The following is a 20,470-nucleotide window of genomic DNA, read 5'->3' as shown; positions in this document are numbered from 1 at the left end:
GGTCACGGTGGCGGCGGTGGCTCCGGCAGTGGAGGCTCCGGAGGCGGTGGTCACGGTGGTGACGGCGGAGGCGGTAACGGTGGTAGCGGCCATGGAGATGGCGGCGGTCATGGTGGTGCAGGCCATGGCGCTGACGGCCGTGGAGGCCCAGGGCGCGGCGACGCTGACCATGGTGGTATGGCCGGGAACAGAGGCCCGGGCAATGCGCATGACAACGACGATGACCATGGTGGAATGGTCGGGAACAGAGGCCCAGGCAATGCGCGTGACAACGACGCGCGTGACAACGACGATGACAACGACGCGGATAACGCTGCAGATGCAGCCAGGGAAGCCGCAGAAGATGCTGGTGATGCTGCAAGGGAAGCCGCAGAAGACGCCAGGGACGCTGCCAGGGAAGCCGCGGAAGACAGAGGCGCTGCCAGAAATGACGCTGATGTAGCCAGAGACGCGGCCAAGGCTGATGCAGATGCAGCCCGGGACGCCGCCAGAGCTAAGGCGGATGCAGCCCGGGACGCCGCGAGAGCTGAGGCGGATGCAGCCCGGGATGCCGCAAGAGCTGCTGGCGTACCGCGCGCAGATGCAGATGCAGCCAGAGACGCTGCCCGGGCCGCTGCGGATGCAGCCCGGGATGCCGCCAAGGCTGACGCAGATGCCGCCAGAGACGCAGCCAAAGCCAAGGCGAACGCAGCCAGAGAGGCTGATAAAGCCAAGGCGAAGGCGGCCAGAGAGGCTGACAAAGCCAAGGCGAAGGCGGCCAGAGAGGACGTGGCGGACGCCCCGGACGCGCCAGACGCGCCGGATTTCGACGCGGTTGAGGTAGAGAACTAGGCCTGCACGTTCGGCAATGAACAAGTCAGGCATACCCGTCGATGACGTCCCGGGAGTTTGAAGGACGTATCGGCAATGAGTCGCAAGCCCCGAAGAATCGAGGGGCTTGCGACTTTTTTTCGACTTCGTGTCTTTGAAATTTCCTGCCGCAATACCGCTCATCCATGGTGGTTTGTGCGAAAACCCGCGCGGTTACCTGAGGTTTTTGCACGAATCTTCACGACTGCCGCTCGTATCATTTCACCCGGAAACCACGGTGAGCATTGCGATGACAAAAAACACAACGTTGTGGGACATCAGTCCACCCTTGAGTACCGATACACCGACCTGGCCGGGTGACACGCCCTTCCTTGAGGAGCGCGTCTGGACCTACGGTCCCGAGTGTCCGGTGAATGTCGGACGCATCACCCTGTCGCCGCATACCGGCGCCCACGTCGATGCACCGTTGCACTACAGCGCTGACGGCGCGGCGATTGGCGATGTCGGGTTGGACGTCTATATCGGGCCTTGTCGCGTTTTGCATTGTCTGGACAGCGGCGAGCTGGTGCAGCCGGGGCAACTGGAAGGGCGTTTGCACGATGTGCCCGAGCGGGTGCTGCTGCGAACCTATCGACAAGCACCGCTGACGACCTGGGATTCGAACTTCACGGCGGTTGCCAAGGAAACCATCGACCTGTTGGCGAGCCTTGGCGTGCGCTTGATCGGCATCGATACACCGTCGCTGGACCCGCAGCAATCCAGGACCATGGATTCCCACGGCGCCGTGGCCCGCCATCACATGGCGATTCTTGAAGGCATCGTGCTGGATGAGGTCCCGGAAGGCGATTATGAATTGATCGCCTTGCCGCTGCGGTTCGCTCATCTGGACGCCAGTCCGGTCAGGGCGATTTTGCGGCCGTTGAGTACTACACAACGCGTGTAACCCATTCAACAGATCCGAAGTGGACGCCGGTGCCCGGTTCCGGCGCTCCCTTCGGGTGAGCGGTGTCAGGCATTGCTCTCGGTGAATTTCTCGTAGTACAGCTGCACGCTGTCCAGTGCCTGTGCCTGCAACCAGGTTTTGATCGACTCCACCATCGGCGGCGGCCCGCAGACGTACATGTCGACCTGGCCATCACGCAGTTCGGCGATGTCGAAGTGTTCGGCAATGTAGCCGCGCTTGCCGGTCCAGTGTGGCGACGGTTCGCTGACCACCTCGGTGTAGCGAAACCCCGGGATGCGTTGTTCATACGCCTGGATGCGCGCCTGTTCGCACAAATCGGCCGCATCGCGCACGCCGTAGTACAAGTGCACGGGCTGCTCGCAGCCGCGCTCGGCGAGTTCGTCGAGCATGCCCAGCAATGCCGAAAGACCGGTGCCACCGGCCACCAGGATCAATGGCCTGGCGACGTGCCGCAGATAGAAAGCCCCCAGCGGTGCCTCCAGGGCGATTTCGTCGCCCACCTGGCAGCGTTCGCGGATGTAGTCGCTCATCACCCCATCGGGAAGCAGGCGAATCAGGAATTGCAGCTCATTACTGGCGCTCGGCCGATTGGCGAACGAATAGGAGCGCTTGTTCTCGGTCCCCGGAATCAGCAGCCGGGCGTACTGTCCGGGCAGGTAATCCAGCGATTGTCCCGCATTGCCCAGGTGCAGATGCAGGATCGCCGTGCTGGCCGACACCTGCTTGACATCGGTGACCCTTGCCCTGAGTTGATCGGGGCCGGCGGCGTTGCACAGGCTGGACGCGAAGTCGAAGTAGAACGCGGCGTCGGATTTGACCCGTGTCTGGCAGGTGAGCATCTTGCGTTGTTGCAGGTCCTGGCTGGAGAGGGCTTCCTCATCCACATAGTCCTGGCTGTAATCGCCTGACTCGCAACGCCCCTGGCAGGTTCCGCAGACGCCTTCGCGGCAATCCAGGGGAATGTTGATGCCATTGCGCAGGGCGGCGTCGAGCAGGATTTCGTTGGGTTGCACGGGAAAGAACAGCGTTTTGCCGTCGGCAAAGCTGAACGCGACCTTATGGTTCATGCCCCGGTCTCCTTGGATTCAGAGGTGGTAGAAATCGAGTACCGAGTTGATGGTGTCGTTGAGCAGCAACACGTGCTTGCGGGTGATCAGCCAGCTATCGACGTGGGGCGTGAGGTGATAGGTCGCGCGGCCATAAAACTGCTCGGATGTCGCCAGGCGGTAGTACAGCGTGTGCCAGTTCAGGCGTACCTCCAGCTCGCCGTTTGCAAGGGCGCCGATCCGCACGTTGCTGATCTGATGCAGGGTGCGCGGCATCGGCGTCGCGGACGCGGACTTGCCGGTGCGCAGGCGGAATACGCGGTCCTCAAGGCCTGAACGATTGGGGTAATAGATCAGCGACATTTCGCGTTTGGGGTCGCGGGTGTAGACGTGTTCGGAGTCCCATTGCGGCAAGTGGAACTCGCTGTGCTCGGCGAACAGCTGGACATAGGCATCCCAGTCCTGGGCGTCGCACAGTTCGGATTTGCGATAGAAAAACTGTTCGATCTGGTACTGCAATTGCGCATTCATCATTGCACCTCACGGAGTTTCAGGGATTTCGCGTCCAAGCCATCGAGCAGGAATTTCTGCCAGTTGCTGTGCTGGTTGACGTAAAGCCCTTCGTGGGTGAATTCGGTGCCGGTCATGGCCGGGGCAATGCCGATTGACTCGCTGTTGGGCGTGCCGCCGCTGGCCCAGCGGTGACTGCCGCGGGAGATGTCGCTCCAGCGTTCCAGGCGCGCCTGGAAACCACGCTGGGCTTCACGGAACTCCACCAGGTCATCCGGTGTGCCCAGGCCCGAGACGTTGAAGAAATCCTCGAACTGGCGAATGCGGTTTTCGCGGTCGGCGTCCGACTCGTTCTTGACCCCCAGGCACTGGCTGATGATTTCGGTCTTGTTCCACGCCACCGGACGGATGATGCGCAATTGCGAGCTGATCTGATCGAGGAAAAACAGGCTCGGATAGATGTTCAGGTTGCGCAGGCGATGCATCATCCACTCGGCCTTTTGCTGGCCGTGTTCTTCGATCAGTCGCGGCATGATGGTCGCGTAGCCGGAGCGCACCGACGGGTTGGGCATGTCGCTGAACAGCAGGCTGTGACCGTTATCGAACGCGAACCAGCCGTCATCGGTGTTGGCATCACCGGCGCCGAGCTTGCTGTAGTCGAGGGTGCCACTGGCGGCAGTGCCGTTTTCGCTGTTGACCTGCTGGCGATGCTGCACCGTGGCCACGTAGTTGTAGTGCACCGTGCTGACGTGATAACCGTCCAGGCCGTTTTCGTTTTGCAGCTTCCAGTTGCCGTCGTAGGTGTAGGCCGACTTGCCGGGCAGCACTTCCAGCTCACCGGTGGGCGACTGGGCGACCATCATGTCGAAGAACACCTTGGCGTCGCCGAGGAAGTCTTCCAGGCTGTTCTCGGCCTGCACATCAAGGCTGATGAAGACGAATCCCTTGTAGCTCTGGATGCGGGCCTTTTTCAGGCCGCGTGTGGCCTTGTCGAAGCCTTCCGGGTACTCGCCCGGTGCCTTGACCTTGACCAGGCGGCCATCGCTTTTGTAGCACCAGGCATGGAAGGGGCAGGTGAAGGTCGACTGGTTGCCCTTGCCGACGCGGGTCAGCGTCGTGCCGCGATGCTGGCAGGCATTGATCAGTGCATTGAGCTGACCGTCACCGTCGCGGGTGATGATCATCGGCTGGCGGCCGGCGCGGATGGTCACGAAGTCGTGGTTGTTGGCCAGCTCGCTTTCGTGGCAGGCGTAGATCCAGTTCTTCTCGAAGATCAGTTCCATTTCCAGATCGAACAGCTGCGGTTCGGTGAACATGTCCCGGGCGATGCGGAATACGCCTTCTGCCGGACGGAAGTCCAGGCAGCTTTCGATAAACGTTTTCCATTGCTCGACGTTTTTTTCGCCACTCATGAGGTGTACCTGTTTTTATTGGGGCTAATCGGTACGTTCATTAGAGAGAGTGGGGCGTGCCTGGGTCTATCCGCTTTGTGGGCGAAGGCAGTCCATAAAGTTTGGCGGTAACACTCAGGGGGCGGGCTGGGCAGCGAATACCCAGCGGCATGCACCAGGCGATAAACGGCTGCTGCGGTTTGCGGTAATCAGGTACTGTTCGAGCGGGCGTTCGATACCCTTTGATGGCATTTTCCGGCTCGAGTCGCCAAGCGTTATCCACTTAATTGGCGATTGCTATCCACCGGGTCAGCACCGCGATCTTGTGGCTTGGAACTTGCCTTTGCAAACCGCATACGCGCCATCAGAGCGCGCCGAAAAAAACCTTGAGTGCACCGTGATGAGCAGCAAAGTCGATCCGCAGTTTCGCGACATTCGTGTCGACAGCGATGACCTGGAGGCCGCCAGAAGCTGGATGTCCGGTATCTGCGGACCTCATCGGCTGGTGAGTGCGAACCCCGAACGGATCCGCTTTCATCACAACGCCAACATGTTCAAGTCGATGGCCACCACCCTGGGCACGATCGAATACGGTACCGATGTCACCATCGATATCGAGGACGCCGAGCACTTCAGCAGCTACAGCCTGAGCTTGCCGCTGGTGGGCGAACAGGAGCTGAGCAAGGCTGGCAGCGTGGTCAGGTCTGACCGTGATCAAGGGGTCATCATTTCCCCCAATGAACACCAGCTGCTGGCGATTTCCGGTGACTGTCGCAAGGTCCAGGTGGTGATTACCCGAGTGGCGATGAGCGAGGCTCTGGAAGGGATGCTGCAACGGCCCCTGGATGCGCCGCTGCGCTTCGAGCCGGTGATGGATGCGATCGATGGGCCATCGGCGTCGTGGTGGCGCATGGCGCGTTATTTCATCGACGAGATGGAGCGCAGCAGTGAACTGTTCGAGCAGGTGGCCTTTACCCGGGACATTGAAAGCTCGCTGATCAAAGGCTTGATCCTTGCCCAGCCAAACAACTATTCGCAGGAGCTGCGGGACGCGCTGGGGGTGAAGTTGCCGCACTACCTGGTCAGGGCCCGGCAATATATTCACGACAACGCCCGGGAAGCGCTGCATCTGGAGGACATCGAAGCCGCTGCCGGCGTTTCGCGCTTCAAGTTGTTCGACGCGTTCAAGAAGTACTTCGCCCTGTCGCCGATGGCCTACCTGAAAAAGTATCGCTTGAACGCCGTCCGCCAGGAGATCCTCGAGCACGGCACGGTGCGCAGTATTTCCGGGATCGCCATGGGCTGGGGGTTCATGCACCTGGGGCGTTTTTCTACCGAGTACCGCAAGCTGTTCGACGAAACCCCGAGCATGACCTTGCAGCGCAACGAAGCCCGGCGCCAGCAGGGACTTTGAAGGGCCGCCGCGGCCTTACTTGCGTACCACCAGATCCAGCAATTGCTCACGCTCCTTGATTTTTTGCAGGACGATTTCCGAACGAATATCGGTGACGCCGGCGGTGCGGTTGAGGTGATTGACGATGAAATCCGAGAAGTGCTTGAGGTTGCGGGCCTGGACCCGCAACACATAGTTGCTCGCCCCGGTAATGACATAGGCGGTGACCACCTCCGGCCACTGCTGCACCTTCTTGATGAAGGTCTCGTGCCAGTCCTCGACGTCCTGTCGCAGCGACACATGAACGATCGCTTCCAGCTCAATGCCCAGCCGCTCGGCATTCAGCACCGCGCGATAGCCGGTGATGATCCCTTCGCTTTCCAGCAGGCGTAAACGTCGCAGGCCAGCCGAGGGTGACAAGGCGACTTTCTCCGCCAATTCCTGATTGCTGATACGGCCATCCTGTTGCAATTGATGCAGGATTCTCAGGTCTGTCGAGTCAAGATTCATGGTTTGAATAAATCCGCGTTTATTGGGGTTTGATTCGAACATTCTGCGAAATAATTACTACATGGCCGGTTACTTTGCACGAAAATTCTTCAAAGGTTCGTTCATTATCTCTCCATCGAAAGGCAAGTGAATCGCCTTGAATCAGGGCGCCTGAACCGGCTGATGCAACCTGCCCGGATGGCGTCGCATAACAAAAAACAGGACACCCGATGACGACAAGAAACAGTTGCCTGGCGCTTGATGCCCAGGACGCGCTGGCGCCCCTGCGCCAGCAATTTGCGCTCCCCGAAGGGATTATCTATCTCGATGGCAATTCCCTGGGCGCGCGGCCGGTCGCTGCATTGGCGCGGGCGCAAGCGGTGGTCGCCGAGGAATGGGGCAATGGCTTGATCCGCAGCTGGAACAGCGCAGGCTGGCGCGAGCTGTCCGAGCGTTTGGGCAACCGCCTGGCCGGTTTGATCGGTGCGGGGGAGGGTGAAGTGGCGGTGACCGATACCACTTCGATCAACCTGTTCAAAGTGCTGAGCGCTGCCTTGCGCGTACAGGCTACAAGGTCGCCGCAGCGGCGAGTGATCGTCAGCGAGTCGAGCAATTTCCCCACCGACCTGTACATCGCCGAAGGCCTCGCGCAGATGCTGCAACAGGGTTACACCCTGCGCCTGGTCGACAGTCCTGAAGCGTTGCCGCAAGCGATTGACCAGGACACGGCGGTGGTCATGCTCACCCACGTCAACTACAAGACCGGATACATGCACGACATGCAGGCCCTGACCGCGCTGAGCCACGAGTGTGGCGCGCTGACCATCTGGGACCTGGCCCATTCCGCCGGCGCGGTGCCGGTCGACCTGCACCAGGCGGGTGCCGACTACGCCATCGGCTGCACCTACAAGTACCTCAATGGCGGGCCGGGCTCGCAAGCATTTGTCTGGGTTTCGCCACAGTTGTGCGATCTGGTGCCGCAACCCCTGTCCGGCTGGTTCGGCCATTCGCGCCAATTCGCCATGGAGTCGCATTACGAGCCGTGCAGCGGCATCGCCCGCTACCTGTGCGGCACCCAACCGATTACCTCATTGGCGATGGTCGAGTGCGGCCTGGATGTGTTCGCCCAGACCGACATGGCCAGCTTGCGCCGCAAATCCCTGGCCCTGACGGACTTGTTCATCGAACTGGTCGAGCAGCGTTGCGCGGCTCACGAACTGAAGTTGATCACGCCCCGTGAGCACGCCAAACGTGGCAGTCACGTCAGCTTCGAACACCCGGAAGGTTATGCGGTGATCCAGGCCCTGATCGAGCGGGGCGTGATTGGTGACTACCGCGAGCCGCGCATCATGCGTTTTGGTTTCACCCCGCTGTACACGACCTTTACCGAAGTCTGGGATGCGGTACAGATCCTCGGCGAGATCCTCGACCGGAACACCTGGTCGCAAGCGCAATTCCAGGTTCGCCACAGCGTGACCTGAACCCTCCGACATCCGATTCCTGCCGCAGGATTTTCTCCGCGGCAGGGCTTCGGCCGCCGGCAATAACCAGTTCTGCAATCACAATAATAAGGAGCACGCAGAATGAAACTGTCCCTCTGGCCTGCCTTGCCGCTCGCCATCTCCAGTTGCCTTGGCCAAATGGCCTGTGCCGCTTCTGACAACGGATTTGTCGAAGACAGCAGCCTCACCCTGACCAACCGTAACTTTTATTTCTACCGCAATAACCTCAACAACCCGGGCGGGCAGAACTATCGGGACGAGTGGGCCCACGGGATCATGCTCGATTACCGCTCCGGCTACACCCAGGGCACGGTGGGGTTCGGGGTCGATGCCTATGCGCAGTTGGGCCTCAAGCTCGACAGTGGCAAGGGACGCACGGGTACGGGTTTGTTGCCGGTCGATGCCGATGGCCGTCCCGAGGATGAGTACTCCGAAGCGGGTGGCGCGGTGAAGGCGCGGATTTCGCAGACCGAGCTCAAGTACGGCAACCTGACCCCACTCAACCCGGTGTTCGGCACCGGCAATGCGCGACTGTTCACCAGTGTTGCCACCGGCTTTCAGCTGACCAGCAATGAACTCAAGGCATTGCAACTGGACATTGGTCACTTCACCGCCGGCAACGACAGTAATTCGACCAATGCCAATGGCGCGCTGAAGGCGCTGTACGCCGGCGTGGAAACCCGCAGCGTCGATTATCTGGGCGGCAGTTATGCCCTGAGCGATCAACTGAGTGTCAGCCTGTACGGTTCGCAGTTCACCGACATCTGGCGCCAGTACTACGGCAATGCCAACTACACCTATGCCCTTGGTGAAGGCCAGTCGCTGAACCTGGATTTCAATCTCTATCGCACCAACGACAGCGGCCAGAGCCTGGCCGGCAAGATCGACAACACCACCTGGTCGCTGGCCACCGCGTACAAGTTCGGTGCCCATCGAGTGACCTTGGCGTATCAGCGGGTCGATGGCGATGAGCCGTTCGATTACCTGGGTTTCGATCAGCAACCGGGCACCTCGATTTTCCTCGCCAACTCGATTCAGGTCCTCGACTTCAACGCCCCCAACGAACGCTCCTGGCAACTGCGTTACGACCTGGACATGGCGCCTTTCGGCGTACCGGGCCTGAGCTTCATGTCGCGTTACGTCAGTGGTGACCACATCGATGACAGCCATTACGAGGGCGGACCCAATGGCGCCTATGGACGTTACGGCGATGACGGCAAGCGCTGGGAGCGCGACCTCGAAGCGCGCTATGTCGTGCAGTCAGGCAAGGCCAGGGACCTTTCAATACGCGTGCGTCAGGCCAGTGTGCGCTCCACCTCGCAGGTCGCCCGCGCCGACACCACCGACAACAACGAAGTGCGGGTGATCATCGAGTATCCACTGAGTATTTTCTGATCCGTGTCCTGCTGTGCGTGGCTGATCCCCACCGTTAAACCTACGACGTGCTCTTCAAGAAAGACAAAATCCAGAGGACATAAAAATGACCGATAACTCCGGTTTCGAAACGATATCCAAGCGTGAACACGGCCTGCGGCGTCAGCTGACGTCGGGGCAGATGAGCATGATCGCCATTGGCGGTGCAATCGGCACCGGGCTGTTCATGGGCAGCGCCTATGCCATCGGCTATGCCGGGCCGAGCGTGTTGCTCAGCTACGCCATCGGCGCAATCATCACCTTGCTGCTGATGGGCTGCCTGGCGGAAATGACCGTGGCCCATTCGACCTCGGGTTCGTTCGGTGCCTACGCCGAATTTTATGTCAGCCCGCTGGCCGGGTTCCTGGTGCGTTATGCCTATTGGGCGGCGATTGTGCTCGCGGTCGGCACGGAAGTGACGGCGGTGGCGATGTACATGAAGTACTGGTTTGCCAACGTGCCGGAGTGGATATGGATCGTCTCGTTCTCCAGTGTGTTGATCGTGCTCAACGCCATCAGCGTGAAGACCTTCGGCACCTTCGAGTACTGGTTCTCGACCATCAAGATCGGCGCGATTGTCGGCTTCATCATCCTGGCGGTGTATGTGGTGTTCGGTTCCGGCAACCCGGAATACGGCGTGCACAATTACACCGCTCACGGCGGTTTCTTCCCCAATGGTCTGCAAGGGATGTGGATAGCGGTGATCGTGTCGATCTTCAGCTACCTGAGCGTGGAGATGATCGCGGTGGCCGCCGGTGAGGCGAAAGACCCGGAACAAGCAGTGAGAAAAGCCTTTCGCGGGACTATCGTGCGCCTGGTGGTGTTCTACCTGCTGACCCTGGCGTTGATGCTGGCGATCGTGCCTTGGGTCCAGGCTGGCCATGCCCAGAGCCCGTTCGTCACGGTGATGCAAGCCATCGGCATTCCCGGCGCCACCGGCGTGATGAATTTCGTCATCCTGATCGCGGCGTTGTCAGCGATGAACAGTCAGCTTTACATCACCACGCGCATGATGTTCAGCCTGTCCCGTGCCGGCTACGCACCAAAATCCATGGGAGTGTTGAGCAAGACCGGGATCCCGCTGAACGCGCTGTTGCTCTCCAGCTCGGGTATCGCCCTGGCGACGTTGCTCAACATCCTGTACCCGGAAAGTTCGTTCACCCTGATGATGGCGATCTCGATGTTCGGCGCGATCTTTACCTGGTTCATGATCTTCCTGACGCACTTCTGTTTCCGTCGTTTTCACGAACGCAATGGCAACCGCAAACTGTCGTTCCGCATGCGTCTGTTTCCCTACAGCACATTGCTGGGGCTAGTACTGATGGGGGCGGTGATGATCACGACCTACTTCACTGAAGCCTTCAAGATGACCCTGGTGTTCGGTGTGCCGTTCCTGCTGGTGCTGTCGATTGTCTACGGTATTTTCTTCAGGAAAACCAGGGCGGTCACGGCGCTGAGTGCGCAGCCCAAGCTATAGCCTGAAGGTCGTGCCGGGGCGGTGAAGTTCAGTCAGGTCGATGCCTGGGCAATGCCCGGAACCTGACGATGCGTCGCCCCGGGCTCGATCAGGTTTCGGATTGATACTCGGGTTGTTGTTGATTTTTCAGGGTGCATTTCAATGGCGGGTGTTGGTCGATTCTGTTGAAAAAGTCGGTCTCGGTGGCCGTCGCCTGTTCAGAGCTCAAAAAGCGTGCGTTTTGGGCGTTGCTGCGTAAAAAACCAAGGCAATTCCGCCGTCCAAACGATTCAGATTTCAACGTGGGCAACGGTCCTCAAGAGTCTTGATTAACCCGTTGTCTTGATGCCCACAGCCCCCCAGTTAATTATGTGGGGCGCACAACATCAAAGGTGAATCGGAGCCGCGGTCCGGAAAAGAAACCGCGGCGACCGATCAATCAGGCGGCGGGGAGCAGGCCTTTCTGTTTGGCGACATGAGTCGCCAGTGCGTCCATCAAGTCCGGGGACAGGCAGTCATAGGGTTCCAGGCCGATCGAGCGCAGGCGCTCGCGGATAGCCTTCATTTGCGCTGGCGGTGTGCCGGTTTCGATGATGGAGGACACGAACGCCGCAAATCCCGGCGCAGCCCATCCGCTCTGTGGCGAAAGCTCGGTGTGGACGAAGTCCAGGCCATAAAACGCATGGTCCTTGTTCTCGATGCGCCCAAAGAGATGGGCGTGACACTGCTTGCAGGCGTGGCGCTGGATGGTGGCGGTTTCATCGACAATCGCCAGTTTTTCGCCGTGGGCAATGACGCTGACCTTATCTCGAGGCACCACGGCGATGACGGCGAATGTCGCGTTTTGTGGTTTCCAGCATTTGCTGCAGCCGCACGCGTGGTTATACAGAGTTTGTGCGTCGATCTTGACCTCGACCTTGTCGGTCGCACACAGGCATTGCAGGGTGCCACCTTTGAAATTCGCGGCGGCGGGTTGGATACCATTGTCCAGTGCAGGGTGAAGTTGCAAGGTGCTCATGCTGGCGTCTCCGTTTCAGGGTGTCAGACAAAAGTGCCTGGGGCCGTGCCCCAGACCGGTAGTTCATCGGAACTCGATGACGGCGCGGATTGATTTGCCTTCATGCATCCGATCGAACCGCGGCGGATTTCGAAAAGGACACAGTGCATAAACGAGTGACCTCCTTCGGTGCGACCGGTCGGTTACCCAGATCAAGAATAGTCTGCGATGACGCCTCGAGCGCACGGACGAGTGTGCCGAATTCAGAACGCCAGCGAGAGCCAGGCGCGGTACCCCACTTGACGCATCAATGGTCACACAGTGGATCGTTTGTAGGGACGGACTTCATTACCGTGGTGTCTGTTATCAGCATCCCTGCCTAAGGCGGATAATCGGGGAGGCGTATCAGTCAAAAAGCGTCACGGCAGATCCTCACTGTTGCCGCTGACGCGGCCCCCAACAGCCAAATGCGCGCCGATGTTGGCCGCACGGACCAATCCATGCTTTCTACTACCGACTGCGCAGGCAATCCAAAAAAATCTCAACGTTGAACGTATCAAGTGTGTTTTCACACAGCCTGGGCCCATGGCTGACATTCAAGACAGGCGCCAAATGGCCGGTGTTGTGCCCCTTGGGAGACAACGATGGCCAATCGAAGAGAAAAATAAACGGTCGCTGCCGACGAAAATCCAAGCTACTTGCCATTCCTGGCATGCGCTACCTTCGTTCGAACACCATCAAAATACTGGGACTTCAGCTCTGTCGTTAACGGCCCAAGGATGGGGTTTGCTTTGAATCGGGCCAACAGATGCTCAATCACCCGATCTACCTTGGCGTAGGCAGCAGTGACGCTTGAAGGCACCAGCGGATCAAACTCAATCCCTTCCATCTCGATATCGAGTCGTTTCAACACGGGTTCGGCGTCCAGGATCTGGTGGCGTATCTCATCCGGCGAGCATCGCATGTTTGACCGCCTTGTTTGCTGTACGTACAAGCGGCACACCTTTTGTTAACTGCTGAATCGGGTGAAGCCGACAGGGGCTGGTGTGTACTGTCTTAAAAGTGAAACAAAATTGTCGCGCAGAAGTATTACTGAAATATTTAATTCCTATGATCGAGGGAGTTTTTTCAGGTTAACTCTCTCATGCGTCGAGCTGTGTTCAATCAAGTTGGCGGTCCGCGTTTTCTTAAGAACGTTCTAAAGTTGATGAGATGAATTGGAGATCTAAATTCAGCCAATCTTGGGAGGCCTCATGGCTATGGTCGAAGCTCGGCGTAGACTACTCTGGCATGGCATGTTCTTAGTGTTCCTGGGTCTTTGCACAGGCCTGTTCGAGCTGCAGTTCAGCAATCCGCGTTTAGGGCTTGCTGCGCACCTCGAAGGAGTAATGAATGGAATCCTGCTCTTAGCGTTTGGCGCAGTCTGGATGGAGATACACCTTGGCACACGCACAAAGGCAGTTGCGTACTGGACGGCTCTTTACGGCGCCTATTCAAACTGGGCGTTTACGGTACTGGCTGCCACTCTCGGGACGATGTCCGTGTCGCCTATCGCGAGTGGTGGACGCATGGGGGAACCGTGGCAGGAGAGCTTAGTGACGGCAGGGTTTGGAACTGTGGGAGTCGCCATCATAGTCGCTGTTGTTCTCATGCTGTGGGGGTTGAGCAACACAACCGCCACTCACTGAATGGGCAGAGGTGACGCGCTTTGAGGTAGAGGTTAAAAGTTCGCTCAGCCTCATCGGTTGCCAGCTTGTCCTCAGCCTCCTGAAATCCTGCCGCGATCCTTAGCAGTTCCTGGGCGTCAGCCTCAAGGCCAGACTCCGAAAGCCTCACAGCTACCTGCATCAGATCGACGCCCGACCATTTGAGCAGGGCGGCCGCCTGCTTCAGGTCTCGGCGCAGGTCTTGGTTCGGTTTGGTGAGCCCCATGATCCCCACCTAAATATCACCGCCAGGCCAGCTACCCATCTCTGTAATGCGCACAATCTTTCCTGCCTTCACCTCGTCCGCATGCGCAATCAGCCGGTCTGCCAGCCGGTGCAGCTTTTCGATCTTCAGCGTCGCTTCCTTCATCTCGACCTCGTTGTACTGCTTTGCTGCTCCGAATAAGTCATGGGCAGCCTGTGCTATGGCATGCGAAGCAGCTTTCAGGTCGCGACACAACTGTTGGTTGGACTGGACTGAGGGCATGGGATGGGACTCCGGCGAGGTGGCGGATCAACTAGTACCGCCCTAGCACCCTGCTTGGGGCGAGGATGTTGCCGACGTAGTGGATCTTCTCGATGTCGCTGCGCTCGATCGTGCGGCGCTCACCATAGATGTTGTACCGGTGCAAGTTGATTGGCCGGGGCAGTTACTAGCTCCTAAGTATGTGGTCGATGGTTGTGGTGGTTATACGGCCAAGAGGATGTCGCGGTATCGGCCGATGGGCTCGGTGGCGGGGCGGCCAGCTCTTCAAGGTGGGCGATGATGTCGTTCGGCTTGAGCACCAGTACGTCACTGTCCAGGGTGTCCAGAATCATCTCGGCAGTGTTGCCGATCAATGCGCCGGACAACCCGGTACGGGCCACGCTACCGATTACCGTGAGTGCGGCTTCGAGCTTGTGTGCGATGTACGGGATCAACACATCGGCTGAGCCTTCCTCGATATGCAGGCGATCGTCGCTGATGTTGAATTCTGCCTGGAACGTCTTGCACAGTTCGCGATATAGAGCCTGAATGCTTTCCTTGAGCTGGAGTACGGGGTTGGCTGCCGAGAGCAGGGGGTAGGGGTGGGCGCTCATCATGTGTAGTGTGCCGCCGGCCATTGCGGCGATGTCGTAACCGTGGCTAACGATGCCTGAATGCAGGACGCGGTGCTCCACGTCACTGTTACCGGCATCAATGGCCGCGAGAATGGTGCCGCCGGTCCAGGGTCTTGCGGTTTTTACTATCAGTACCGGGCTGGGGCAGTATCGCAAGAGCTTCCAGTCCTCGGGGGTGAGAAGGGCTTTCATCAGTGATGTGTGGGGTAGGTGCTGCTTGATTACCAAGCCGCATCCCACCGCCTGTTGGGCGGCGATGATGGTTTTGTGTGAACTTCCGTACCAGGCCTGCTGGGTACTGACGCTATAACCTTCCTGTGTCAGTTCGACTTGAATGTCGTTCAGGTAAGAGCCATGGTGGTTTCCCTTGTCGCAGGCCAGCAGATGCAGGTGCGACCGGGTAGCGCCGGCAATCATTTTGGCTCTGTTCAAGATCAGATCCCTGGACTGCTGTGAATCCACTACCACCAACGTGTTGCGAATGGTGTGCATGAGTGTCTTCCTTTGCTGAGTACAGTTTTCTTGTGGGTGGCGGGGTTTCTTGGCCTATACCCTTTCGAGCTGGGTTTACGCGTACTGGCCAACCGTTGCCCGCCTGTTAGCCGAAAGTTCACTTACCTGCACCATGCAGTCGACATCTAAAGTCGAATCTTGCCCAATCAGTCCGATTGTGACGCTTGAATCGAGCAGGCATTGAAAGCCAGGAAACTGCCGCTGATCGTTTATGCAACTACGCAATATGACTCTCTAGCACTGGCGCCGTTGTTCCATTGCATCTATATTAAACAGAGAAAGTTGTAACGCGGTCGGTACACTTTGCCTCGGAGGAATCGCGTTACTTGTTGTCGGTTGCGCTATTGACAAAGGAAGCGCAATAGCATCTGCCGCCTCAATGCCTCGATTGGCTGCGCCTTTATCCAGCTGAACAAATTCCCCACCCCAAGTGGATGCCCAGATCTTGGAGTTATGGTCGAGTTGCTCTCCGGCGAGCGTTTTTGCTCGCGCAACTCAATGATTGAGTATGGTGGCTATTCTGCTTGATGCTTAGTTAGTTAGTCGGCTGAGCTAGTTGATTTTCTGCTAAGTAAACTCTAAATAAATCCCATTCGATCTGATGAAATAGCACATTTGCTGCTGATCGAAACACTTTAAGCAGATTCCCATTATCCAATGCCAAGTATGCCGAATAATTCAAGCAGACTTGTCGCGGGGGTTTCCAGAGTGCATTGGGCCAGATGCTGCCATAGACTCGATCGCTTGTTTTTTTCAAGCGCCGTTACGCGAAGAGACAATGTGCACGTCCGATGTCGCCGTGACTGGGACTTGCTTGAAGGCCGGATTTTGGCCGATAGCAGTCTGTCGAATCAGCTTGAGCTTAGCTTGAATGAACACGCAGCCACATTAAACAAGCTCACCAAAGCACCCCCAAGGAGCAGCCATCGGCAGCTCCTTGGGGATCTCCTTCTTCATTCAGATTGTGCCAGGCATAAAAAACTACCCTCAGGCCTGCGGAACTCATCGAAATGAGCATCGTAGGTGCTTATCGATGACAATCACTCCTCTGAAACCCCTGGGTGCTAAGCAGGACGCGGTGCTTCAACAGGCGGGGTTCCGTCGTGAAACATCGTCTTCAGTTGAGCACGCAGTTCTGGTGAGTCGGTGTGCTTGTGAACACTGACCGCATGCTGCGCGGCGGCCTCGAGCAGTTCGTTTTCAGAGTCTGCAGACAGTGCGATTGAGCAGTGGGAATCGCTCGGAAACTCGCGGCAGTCGATGTATTTACGCGCCATGAATGTTTTCCTCCCTACGACGAAGGCAGGCCGTGGCCTGCGTGAACGATCGCTCGACGCGTCTCCCATACATCAAACACGACTGCATGCCACATCGAGTGTGCCGATCGTTAAAGTATAGGCCCACCGATGTCAGGGTAGTTGTGCCAGACATAGAAAACGGCTGCGCGGAAACAGGGAACAGATCACGACGGCTCGGCATTTACCTGAAATCGTGGTCTGTCCCTTTTTATGCTGGTTACGTGGCAACTACTAATGACTTCACAGCCAGAAGTCATTCATTGTGGGTGTAGCCGGCGCTGCTGCCAGATTCCTGAGCTGCCCCATCCCGCCCTTCAAAAACGAACAGATTTTGCCACTCACGCTGAACGCAATCTGCCATGGTCTTATTAGTTTTTCAGGGTGCAGGGGGGGCGCTGACTCAATGCTGAACCGACGAATGGGTAGCTACTACATGGCCTCTGCGATCATGGGGATCTCGCCTTGGAACTGCCAAAAAATGCGAGGGTGGTTTCCTGCGCCGCCCTGGCATCCATTCACGCGCGCAATGCCTCAGGCGCTGCCAAAAAAGATGTCGGTACTCTGAACATGGGTCCCGGGCTGCACATCGGCCGATACTCCGAGACGGGATGGGAGATTCAGACTACGTAGGAGAGGAGACGGGATGACACCAAGGAATGGCGTCGCATGTTCCGCTTGTGAATGAGGACATGGCACTGGTACTCGAGGTCGCCTGGGCTTTAATCGATGTGTGCTGCTGGAGGCAGGTGGCCTTTTCCGTTCGTCTGTTCTTCCGGTAAGCACCTGAATGAGAGGCGCATCCAAAGGACCACCACCTATGCTTAGCACACCCCTCATTAGCGTCATCGCCCATGCCTGTAGCCGTCTCCTTCGAGTTACTTACCTCAAGGCTGCGTGTTCCCGCTGCCCCCCTGAACAGGCAGGTCATCGATGTATCAGAACTTAGCGCTGCTTGCCGCCTTCCTCCTTACCTACAGCATATTTGCGGGGCGTTTCGAGTCACGCCTGCTCAATGGCCCGCTTATGTTCATGCTTGCCGGTCTGCTTCTCGGCCCGGCATTTCTGGGCATTCTGCAACCCCGGATTGACAGGGATGGTCTCAAGTTCCTGGCTGAGCTGACGCTGGCGATCGTTCTGTTCAGCGATGCGGCCAATGCCGACTTGAAAGTCCTGCGGGCCAATGAAGGACTTCCGCTGCGCTTGCTGATGATAGGGCTACCACTGACCATAGCGGGTGGTTGGCTGGTCGGCGTCTGGCTGTTCCCACAGGTCCCACCGTTGGAATTGGCAATACTGGCAACCCTTCTGGCTCCCACCGATGCTGCGCTCGGTAAGGCTGTTGTGAGCAATCACAAGGTTCCCGCGTCCGTGCGTGAAGGGTTAAACGTCGAGAGCGGGTTGAATGATGGAATCTGCGTTCCAGTGTTGCTTATGTTTTTGGCATTGTTGGTCGAACAGCAGACACAGTCCCCTCTCTCACTGGCATTAGAGTTAGTTGTTGAGGAACTGGGCATCGGTGCATTCATCGGTATTAGCCTTACGCTCCTCGCCTGGCAGTTGCAGCGCTACTCCGGAAAACACCAGTGGCAAACGCCCATGTGGTCACAATTGATCCTGCCCGGGCTCGCCATTCTGTGCTTTGCCACAGCGCAAACACTAGGTGGTAGCGGGTTTATCGCCGCGTTCGTCGGTGGGTTGCTCGCAAGTTTTCTGTTTACCGAGCAAAAGCACCAGATGCTCAAGGCCAGCGAAGAGTTCGCCAGCCTGTTATCGGTCATTACCTGGGTCGTATTTGGCGCACTGGTGATCCCTTGGGCCTGGAGCAGCCTCACCCTGAACATCTGGCTTTACTCGGTGCTCAGCCTGACCGTGATTCGCATACTGCCCGTGCTGATTAGCCTGGTGGGAACCCGCTTCGATTTCGAAACCCGCCTTTTCATCGGTTGGTTCGGCCCGCGAGGTCTGGCCAGCATTGTCTTCGCCGTCATGATATTGGCCTATCCCCTACAAGAAAGTCGTACCTTGGTGGCTACTGCCGTCTGTACCGTTTTACTCAGCGTGCTACTACATGGTCTGAGTGCCAATCCATGGGTTGCACGGCTGGCCAGTCGCGATCAGTGAGATTTTTCAGAAATACCACGATTTTTTACGGGTGTTAGCGTTGTGACGTGATGATCACTACAAACGAACGGCTTATCAGCCGTCATCTACAAAGGGCGGCGTGTAGTTGTTTGAAGCCAATTACGTGAGTGGCATCTTGGGTCGTTCTCTGCCGGTCGCCGATCCTGATCCCTCTAGGCAGTCTGTGCGCATGGGCTACACTCAAAGGTGCGCCGATTTAATCCTACTTGCGGGGGCGCTTGAGAAATACTCGCTAAAGCGGAGTAGCTACCATGCCTACTCTTTCGATTGATTCACACACCCGTCTGCTTATCGCCAAAGCCATCATCTCTACCACAGGTGAAGCCGAAGCTATTCGTATCGTCCCGCTGCCGGACGGCGGTCAACTATTGCTGATGTTCAACTGCGGGCATATCGCCGTCGACCTCGTATCGGATCAGGACGATCTGTTCGACTACCACCGCCTCGTGTTCGACGTATCTGCACAGGTCATTGCCGACATGGAAAGCCATCGCGGCGAATAGGTCGGGTTGTTCCGATCCTGAGAAACTAGGCCGTCTCGCGAGACGGCCTTTTCACAATAGTTCGCGACGGGCTCGCTGTTGGCGCAGTCGCTCAGAAACCGTAGGTTTGCGTGTCACTGGTGACACTGACCGGGCTGGACCATGTCCTTGCTCGGATGGACTGCCTGCGTAGTTCGCCAAGCTACTCTCGCGGGTCTCGCGCACCAACGCATGATCGGCGCGTTCGGATTCAGTCAATGGCAGCTCAGAGGCCCACCTGACCCTTTCAGGATCTGGCTCAGGTGGCGGTTCAGGTTCACGTGGTGGTGTGGGATTCTGCCATGCGCAGGCGTCCTGTGGTGTAACCTCGACGGCCATGGCGGGGTCAGCGTACACCGCCTTGCTCAATGCGAACGCGACCCGACGCGCTGCTTCGAATTCGGTCAGGTTGTTCGTATTGAATTGCTGGTTTATTTGAATGTCGGGATCGTCTTTCGGCATGGGTGGGAAAATTCCTAGGATGGATAGTCAACTGGACGACTTCAGCATTCAAATTGAGGCCCTGTCGAGGCACGCTGTGAATGGCCCTTAAGCTTTTAGCAGCTGAATGACTGCTTCTCGCAGCTTTTCGCGAATGACCGTTTCTGGCCCAGAGTGTGTAAAAACGTACGTCGAGGTGCATCACATCCAGCTAGCAAGCTAGGCCAACCGGCGGAACGCTCTGACGAACATAATAATTGTCGAATTCACTGCTTTCGACGAATTGGAAGCCACGGCGAGTATAAAAGCGATTCGAAGCGCTTTCTTTGAGAGCACCAACTTTAATAGGAAGCGCAACCGCATCCGCCTCTTTGAAAATCTGTGTGAGAACAGCAGAGCCTATCCCTGATCCTTGCGCGTTCGGTCTCACATACAAGTGGTCGAGCAAGAGTTCATTGTGGTGATGCTTGACCACTACAAAACCAACCCTCTCTCCAGATACCTCGATGTAGTGTGTGTTGTGGGCTTCAAAACCGCTAAGAAACCGCTCGCGCGCGCGCACTGGATCAAATCGCCCGACACGCTCCAGACTTTCGCGCATAGCCTCAATTCGAATGGCTACAAGATTGTCCAAGTCGCTTTGTTGAGCTAGGACCAAAACGACTGGGGAATTTTGATTGGGTGTGACGGGCATATTTTGCGCTCTAACTACCATCCAGGGATGGCCAGTATAGAGAGCCTGATATGTGGTTCCCAGTTTGGCTTCACCGTCGAATA

The 20,470-nt window shown here is 57.6% G+C and carries 19 protein-coding genes; 8 read left to right on the top strand and 11 right to left on the bottom strand.

Going from position 1 to position 20,470, the window contains the following annotated elements; genetic code table 11:
• Both KGA85_RS31150 and kynB read left to right on the top strand, forming a co-directional pair.
• Positions 1 to 442, top strand: a 442-nt coding sequence (locus KGA85_RS31150) for a hypothetical protein (protein ID WP_263289148.1), incomplete at its 5' end; no start/stop codon positions are given.
• Between the two features lie 657 nt (positions 443 to 1,099).
• The gene (gene kynB / locus KGA85_RS15940) at positions 1,100 to 1,753 is read left to right on the top strand and encodes an arylformamidase (RefSeq protein WP_223461346.1); all 654 of its coding nucleotides are present in this window, start codon (positions 1,100 to 1,102) and stop codon (positions 1,751 to 1,753) included.
• A gap of 65 nt (positions 1,754 to 1,818) precedes the next feature.
• Here the strand turns inward: kynB and antC are convergent, their stop codons facing one another.
• From antC to antA, 3 genes are read right to left on the bottom strand one after another with little or no spacing between them, the layout of a single operon-like run.
• Positions 1,819 to 2,841: an anthranilate 1,2-dioxygenase electron transfer component AntC gene (antC, locus tag KGA85_RS15935; RefSeq protein WP_223461348.1), complete on the bottom strand. Its 1,023-nt coding sequence runs from the start codon at positions 2,839 to 2,841 to the stop codon at positions 1,819 to 1,821.
• Between the two features lie 18 nt (positions 2,842 to 2,859).
• Positions 2,860 to 3,351: an anthranilate 1,2-dioxygenase small subunit gene (gene antB / locus KGA85_RS15930; protein ID WP_223461350.1), complete on the bottom strand. Its 492-nt coding sequence runs from the start codon at positions 3,349 to 3,351 to the stop codon at positions 2,860 to 2,862.
• The gene (gene antA, locus KGA85_RS15925) at positions 3,351 to 4,742 is read right to left on the bottom strand and encodes an anthranilate 1,2-dioxygenase large subunit (RefSeq protein ID WP_223543216.1); all 1,392 of its coding nucleotides are present in this window, start codon (positions 4,740 to 4,742) and stop codon (positions 3,351 to 3,353) included. Before antA ends, antB begins: the two co-directional genes overlap by 1 nt.
• 379 nt (positions 4,743 to 5,121) lie before the next feature.
• Here antA and KGA85_RS15920 point away from each other — a divergent pair, with 379 nt between their 5' ends.
• Positions 5,122 to 6,135, top strand: a complete 1,014-nt coding sequence (locus tag KGA85_RS15920; protein WP_223461354.1) for an AraC family transcriptional regulator — start codon at positions 5,122 to 5,124, stop codon at positions 6,133 to 6,135.
• A gap of 15 nt (positions 6,136 to 6,150) precedes the next feature.
• Here KGA85_RS15920 and KGA85_RS15915 read toward each other — a convergent pair whose 3' ends face one another.
• Positions 6,151 to 6,624: an Lrp/AsnC family transcriptional regulator gene (locus tag KGA85_RS15915; protein ID WP_223543215.1), complete on the bottom strand. Its 474-nt coding sequence runs from the start codon at positions 6,622 to 6,624 to the stop codon at positions 6,151 to 6,153.
• Positions 6,625 to 6,833: 209 nt separating this feature from the next.
• Between KGA85_RS15915 and kynU the strand changes: the two genes are divergently transcribed.
• The 3 genes from kynU to KGA85_RS15900 all read left to right on the top strand — a co-directional run bounded on the left by kynU (position 6,834) and on the right by KGA85_RS15900 (position 10,995).
• Complete coding sequence (gene kynU, locus KGA85_RS15910; RefSeq protein WP_223461356.1) at positions 6,834 to 8,084, top strand: kynureninase; 1,251 nt, start codon at positions 6,834 to 6,836, stop codon at positions 8,082 to 8,084.
• Positions 8,085 to 8,186: 102 nt separating this feature from the next.
• Entirely contained in the window at positions 8,187 to 9,500 is a 1,314-nt protein-coding gene (locus KGA85_RS15905; protein WP_223543214.1) for an OprD family porin, read from the top strand.
• Between the two features lie 85 nt (positions 9,501 to 9,585).
• Positions 9,586 to 10,995, top strand: coding sequence for an amino acid permease (locus KGA85_RS15900; protein ID WP_223461359.1), 1,410 nt, complete (start codon positions 9,586 to 9,588; stop codon positions 10,993 to 10,995).
• A gap of 418 nt (positions 10,996 to 11,413) precedes the next feature.
• Here KGA85_RS15900 and gfa read toward each other — a convergent pair whose 3' ends face one another.
• The 6 genes from gfa to KGA85_RS15870 all read right to left on the bottom strand — a co-directional run bounded on the left by gfa (position 11,414) and on the right by KGA85_RS15870 (position 16,568).
• Positions 11,414 to 11,992: an S-(hydroxymethyl)glutathione synthase gene (gene gfa / locus KGA85_RS15895; RefSeq protein ID WP_223543213.1), complete on the bottom strand. Its 579-nt coding sequence runs from the start codon at positions 11,990 to 11,992 to the stop codon at positions 11,414 to 11,416.
• A gap of 673 nt (positions 11,993 to 12,665) precedes the next feature.
• The gene (locus tag KGA85_RS15890) at positions 12,666 to 12,935 is read right to left on the bottom strand and encodes a hypothetical protein (RefSeq protein ID WP_223461363.1); all 270 of its coding nucleotides are present in this window, start codon (positions 12,933 to 12,935) and stop codon (positions 12,666 to 12,668) included.
• Positions 12,936 to 13,618: 683 nt separating this feature from the next.
• On the bottom strand, positions 13,619 to 13,903 hold the full coding sequence (locus KGA85_RS15885) for a hypothetical protein (RefSeq protein WP_223461364.1): 285 nt from the start codon (positions 13,901 to 13,903) through the stop codon (positions 13,619 to 13,621).
• 9 nt (positions 13,904 to 13,912) lie between these two features.
• Positions 13,913 to 14,164, bottom strand: a complete 252-nt coding sequence (locus KGA85_RS15880; RefSeq protein ID WP_223461366.1) for a hypothetical protein — start codon at positions 14,162 to 14,164, stop codon at positions 13,913 to 13,915.
• Positions 14,165 to 14,337: 173 nt separating this feature from the next.
• On the bottom strand, positions 14,338 to 15,270 hold the full coding sequence (locus KGA85_RS15875; protein WP_223533651.1) for a universal stress protein: 933 nt from the start codon (positions 15,268 to 15,270) through the stop codon (positions 14,338 to 14,340).
• Positions 15,271 to 16,355: 1,085 nt separating this feature from the next.
• The gene (locus KGA85_RS15870; RefSeq protein ID WP_008001113.1) at positions 16,356 to 16,568 is read right to left on the bottom strand and encodes a DUF1059 domain-containing protein; all 213 of its coding nucleotides are present in this window, start codon (positions 16,566 to 16,568) and stop codon (positions 16,356 to 16,358) included.
• A gap of 951 nt (positions 16,569 to 17,519) precedes the next feature.
• Between KGA85_RS15870 and KGA85_RS15865 the strand changes: the two genes are divergently transcribed.
• The gene (locus tag KGA85_RS15865) at positions 17,520 to 18,710 is read left to right on the top strand and encodes a cation:proton antiporter (protein ID WP_223533652.1); all 1,191 of its coding nucleotides are present in this window, start codon (positions 17,520 to 17,522) and stop codon (positions 18,708 to 18,710) included.
• Between the two features lie 272 nt (positions 18,711 to 18,982).
• Complete coding sequence (locus KGA85_RS15860; RefSeq protein WP_223460645.1) at positions 18,983 to 19,234, top strand: hypothetical protein; 252 nt, start codon at positions 18,983 to 18,985, stop codon at positions 19,232 to 19,234.
• A gap of 670 nt (positions 19,235 to 19,904) precedes the next feature.
• Here KGA85_RS15860 and KGA85_RS15855 read toward each other — a convergent pair.
• Positions 19,905 to 20,387 carry a GNAT family N-acetyltransferase gene (locus KGA85_RS15855; protein WP_223543218.1) on the bottom strand — a complete coding sequence of 161 codons (483 nt, stop codon included), beginning with the start codon at positions 20,385 to 20,387 and terminating at the stop codon, positions 19,905 to 19,907.
• Positions 20,388 to 20,470 lie beyond the last annotated feature (83 nt).

Origin of the sequence: Pseudomonas sp. GL-B-12, from assembly GCF_019955895.1 — a bacterium.
Lineage (GTDB): Bacteria > Pseudomonadota > Gammaproteobacteria > Pseudomonadales > Pseudomonadaceae > Aquipseudomonas.
Note: the sequence above shows the minus strand (reverse complement) of the source record. Positions and strands in the feature narration are given on the sequence as shown.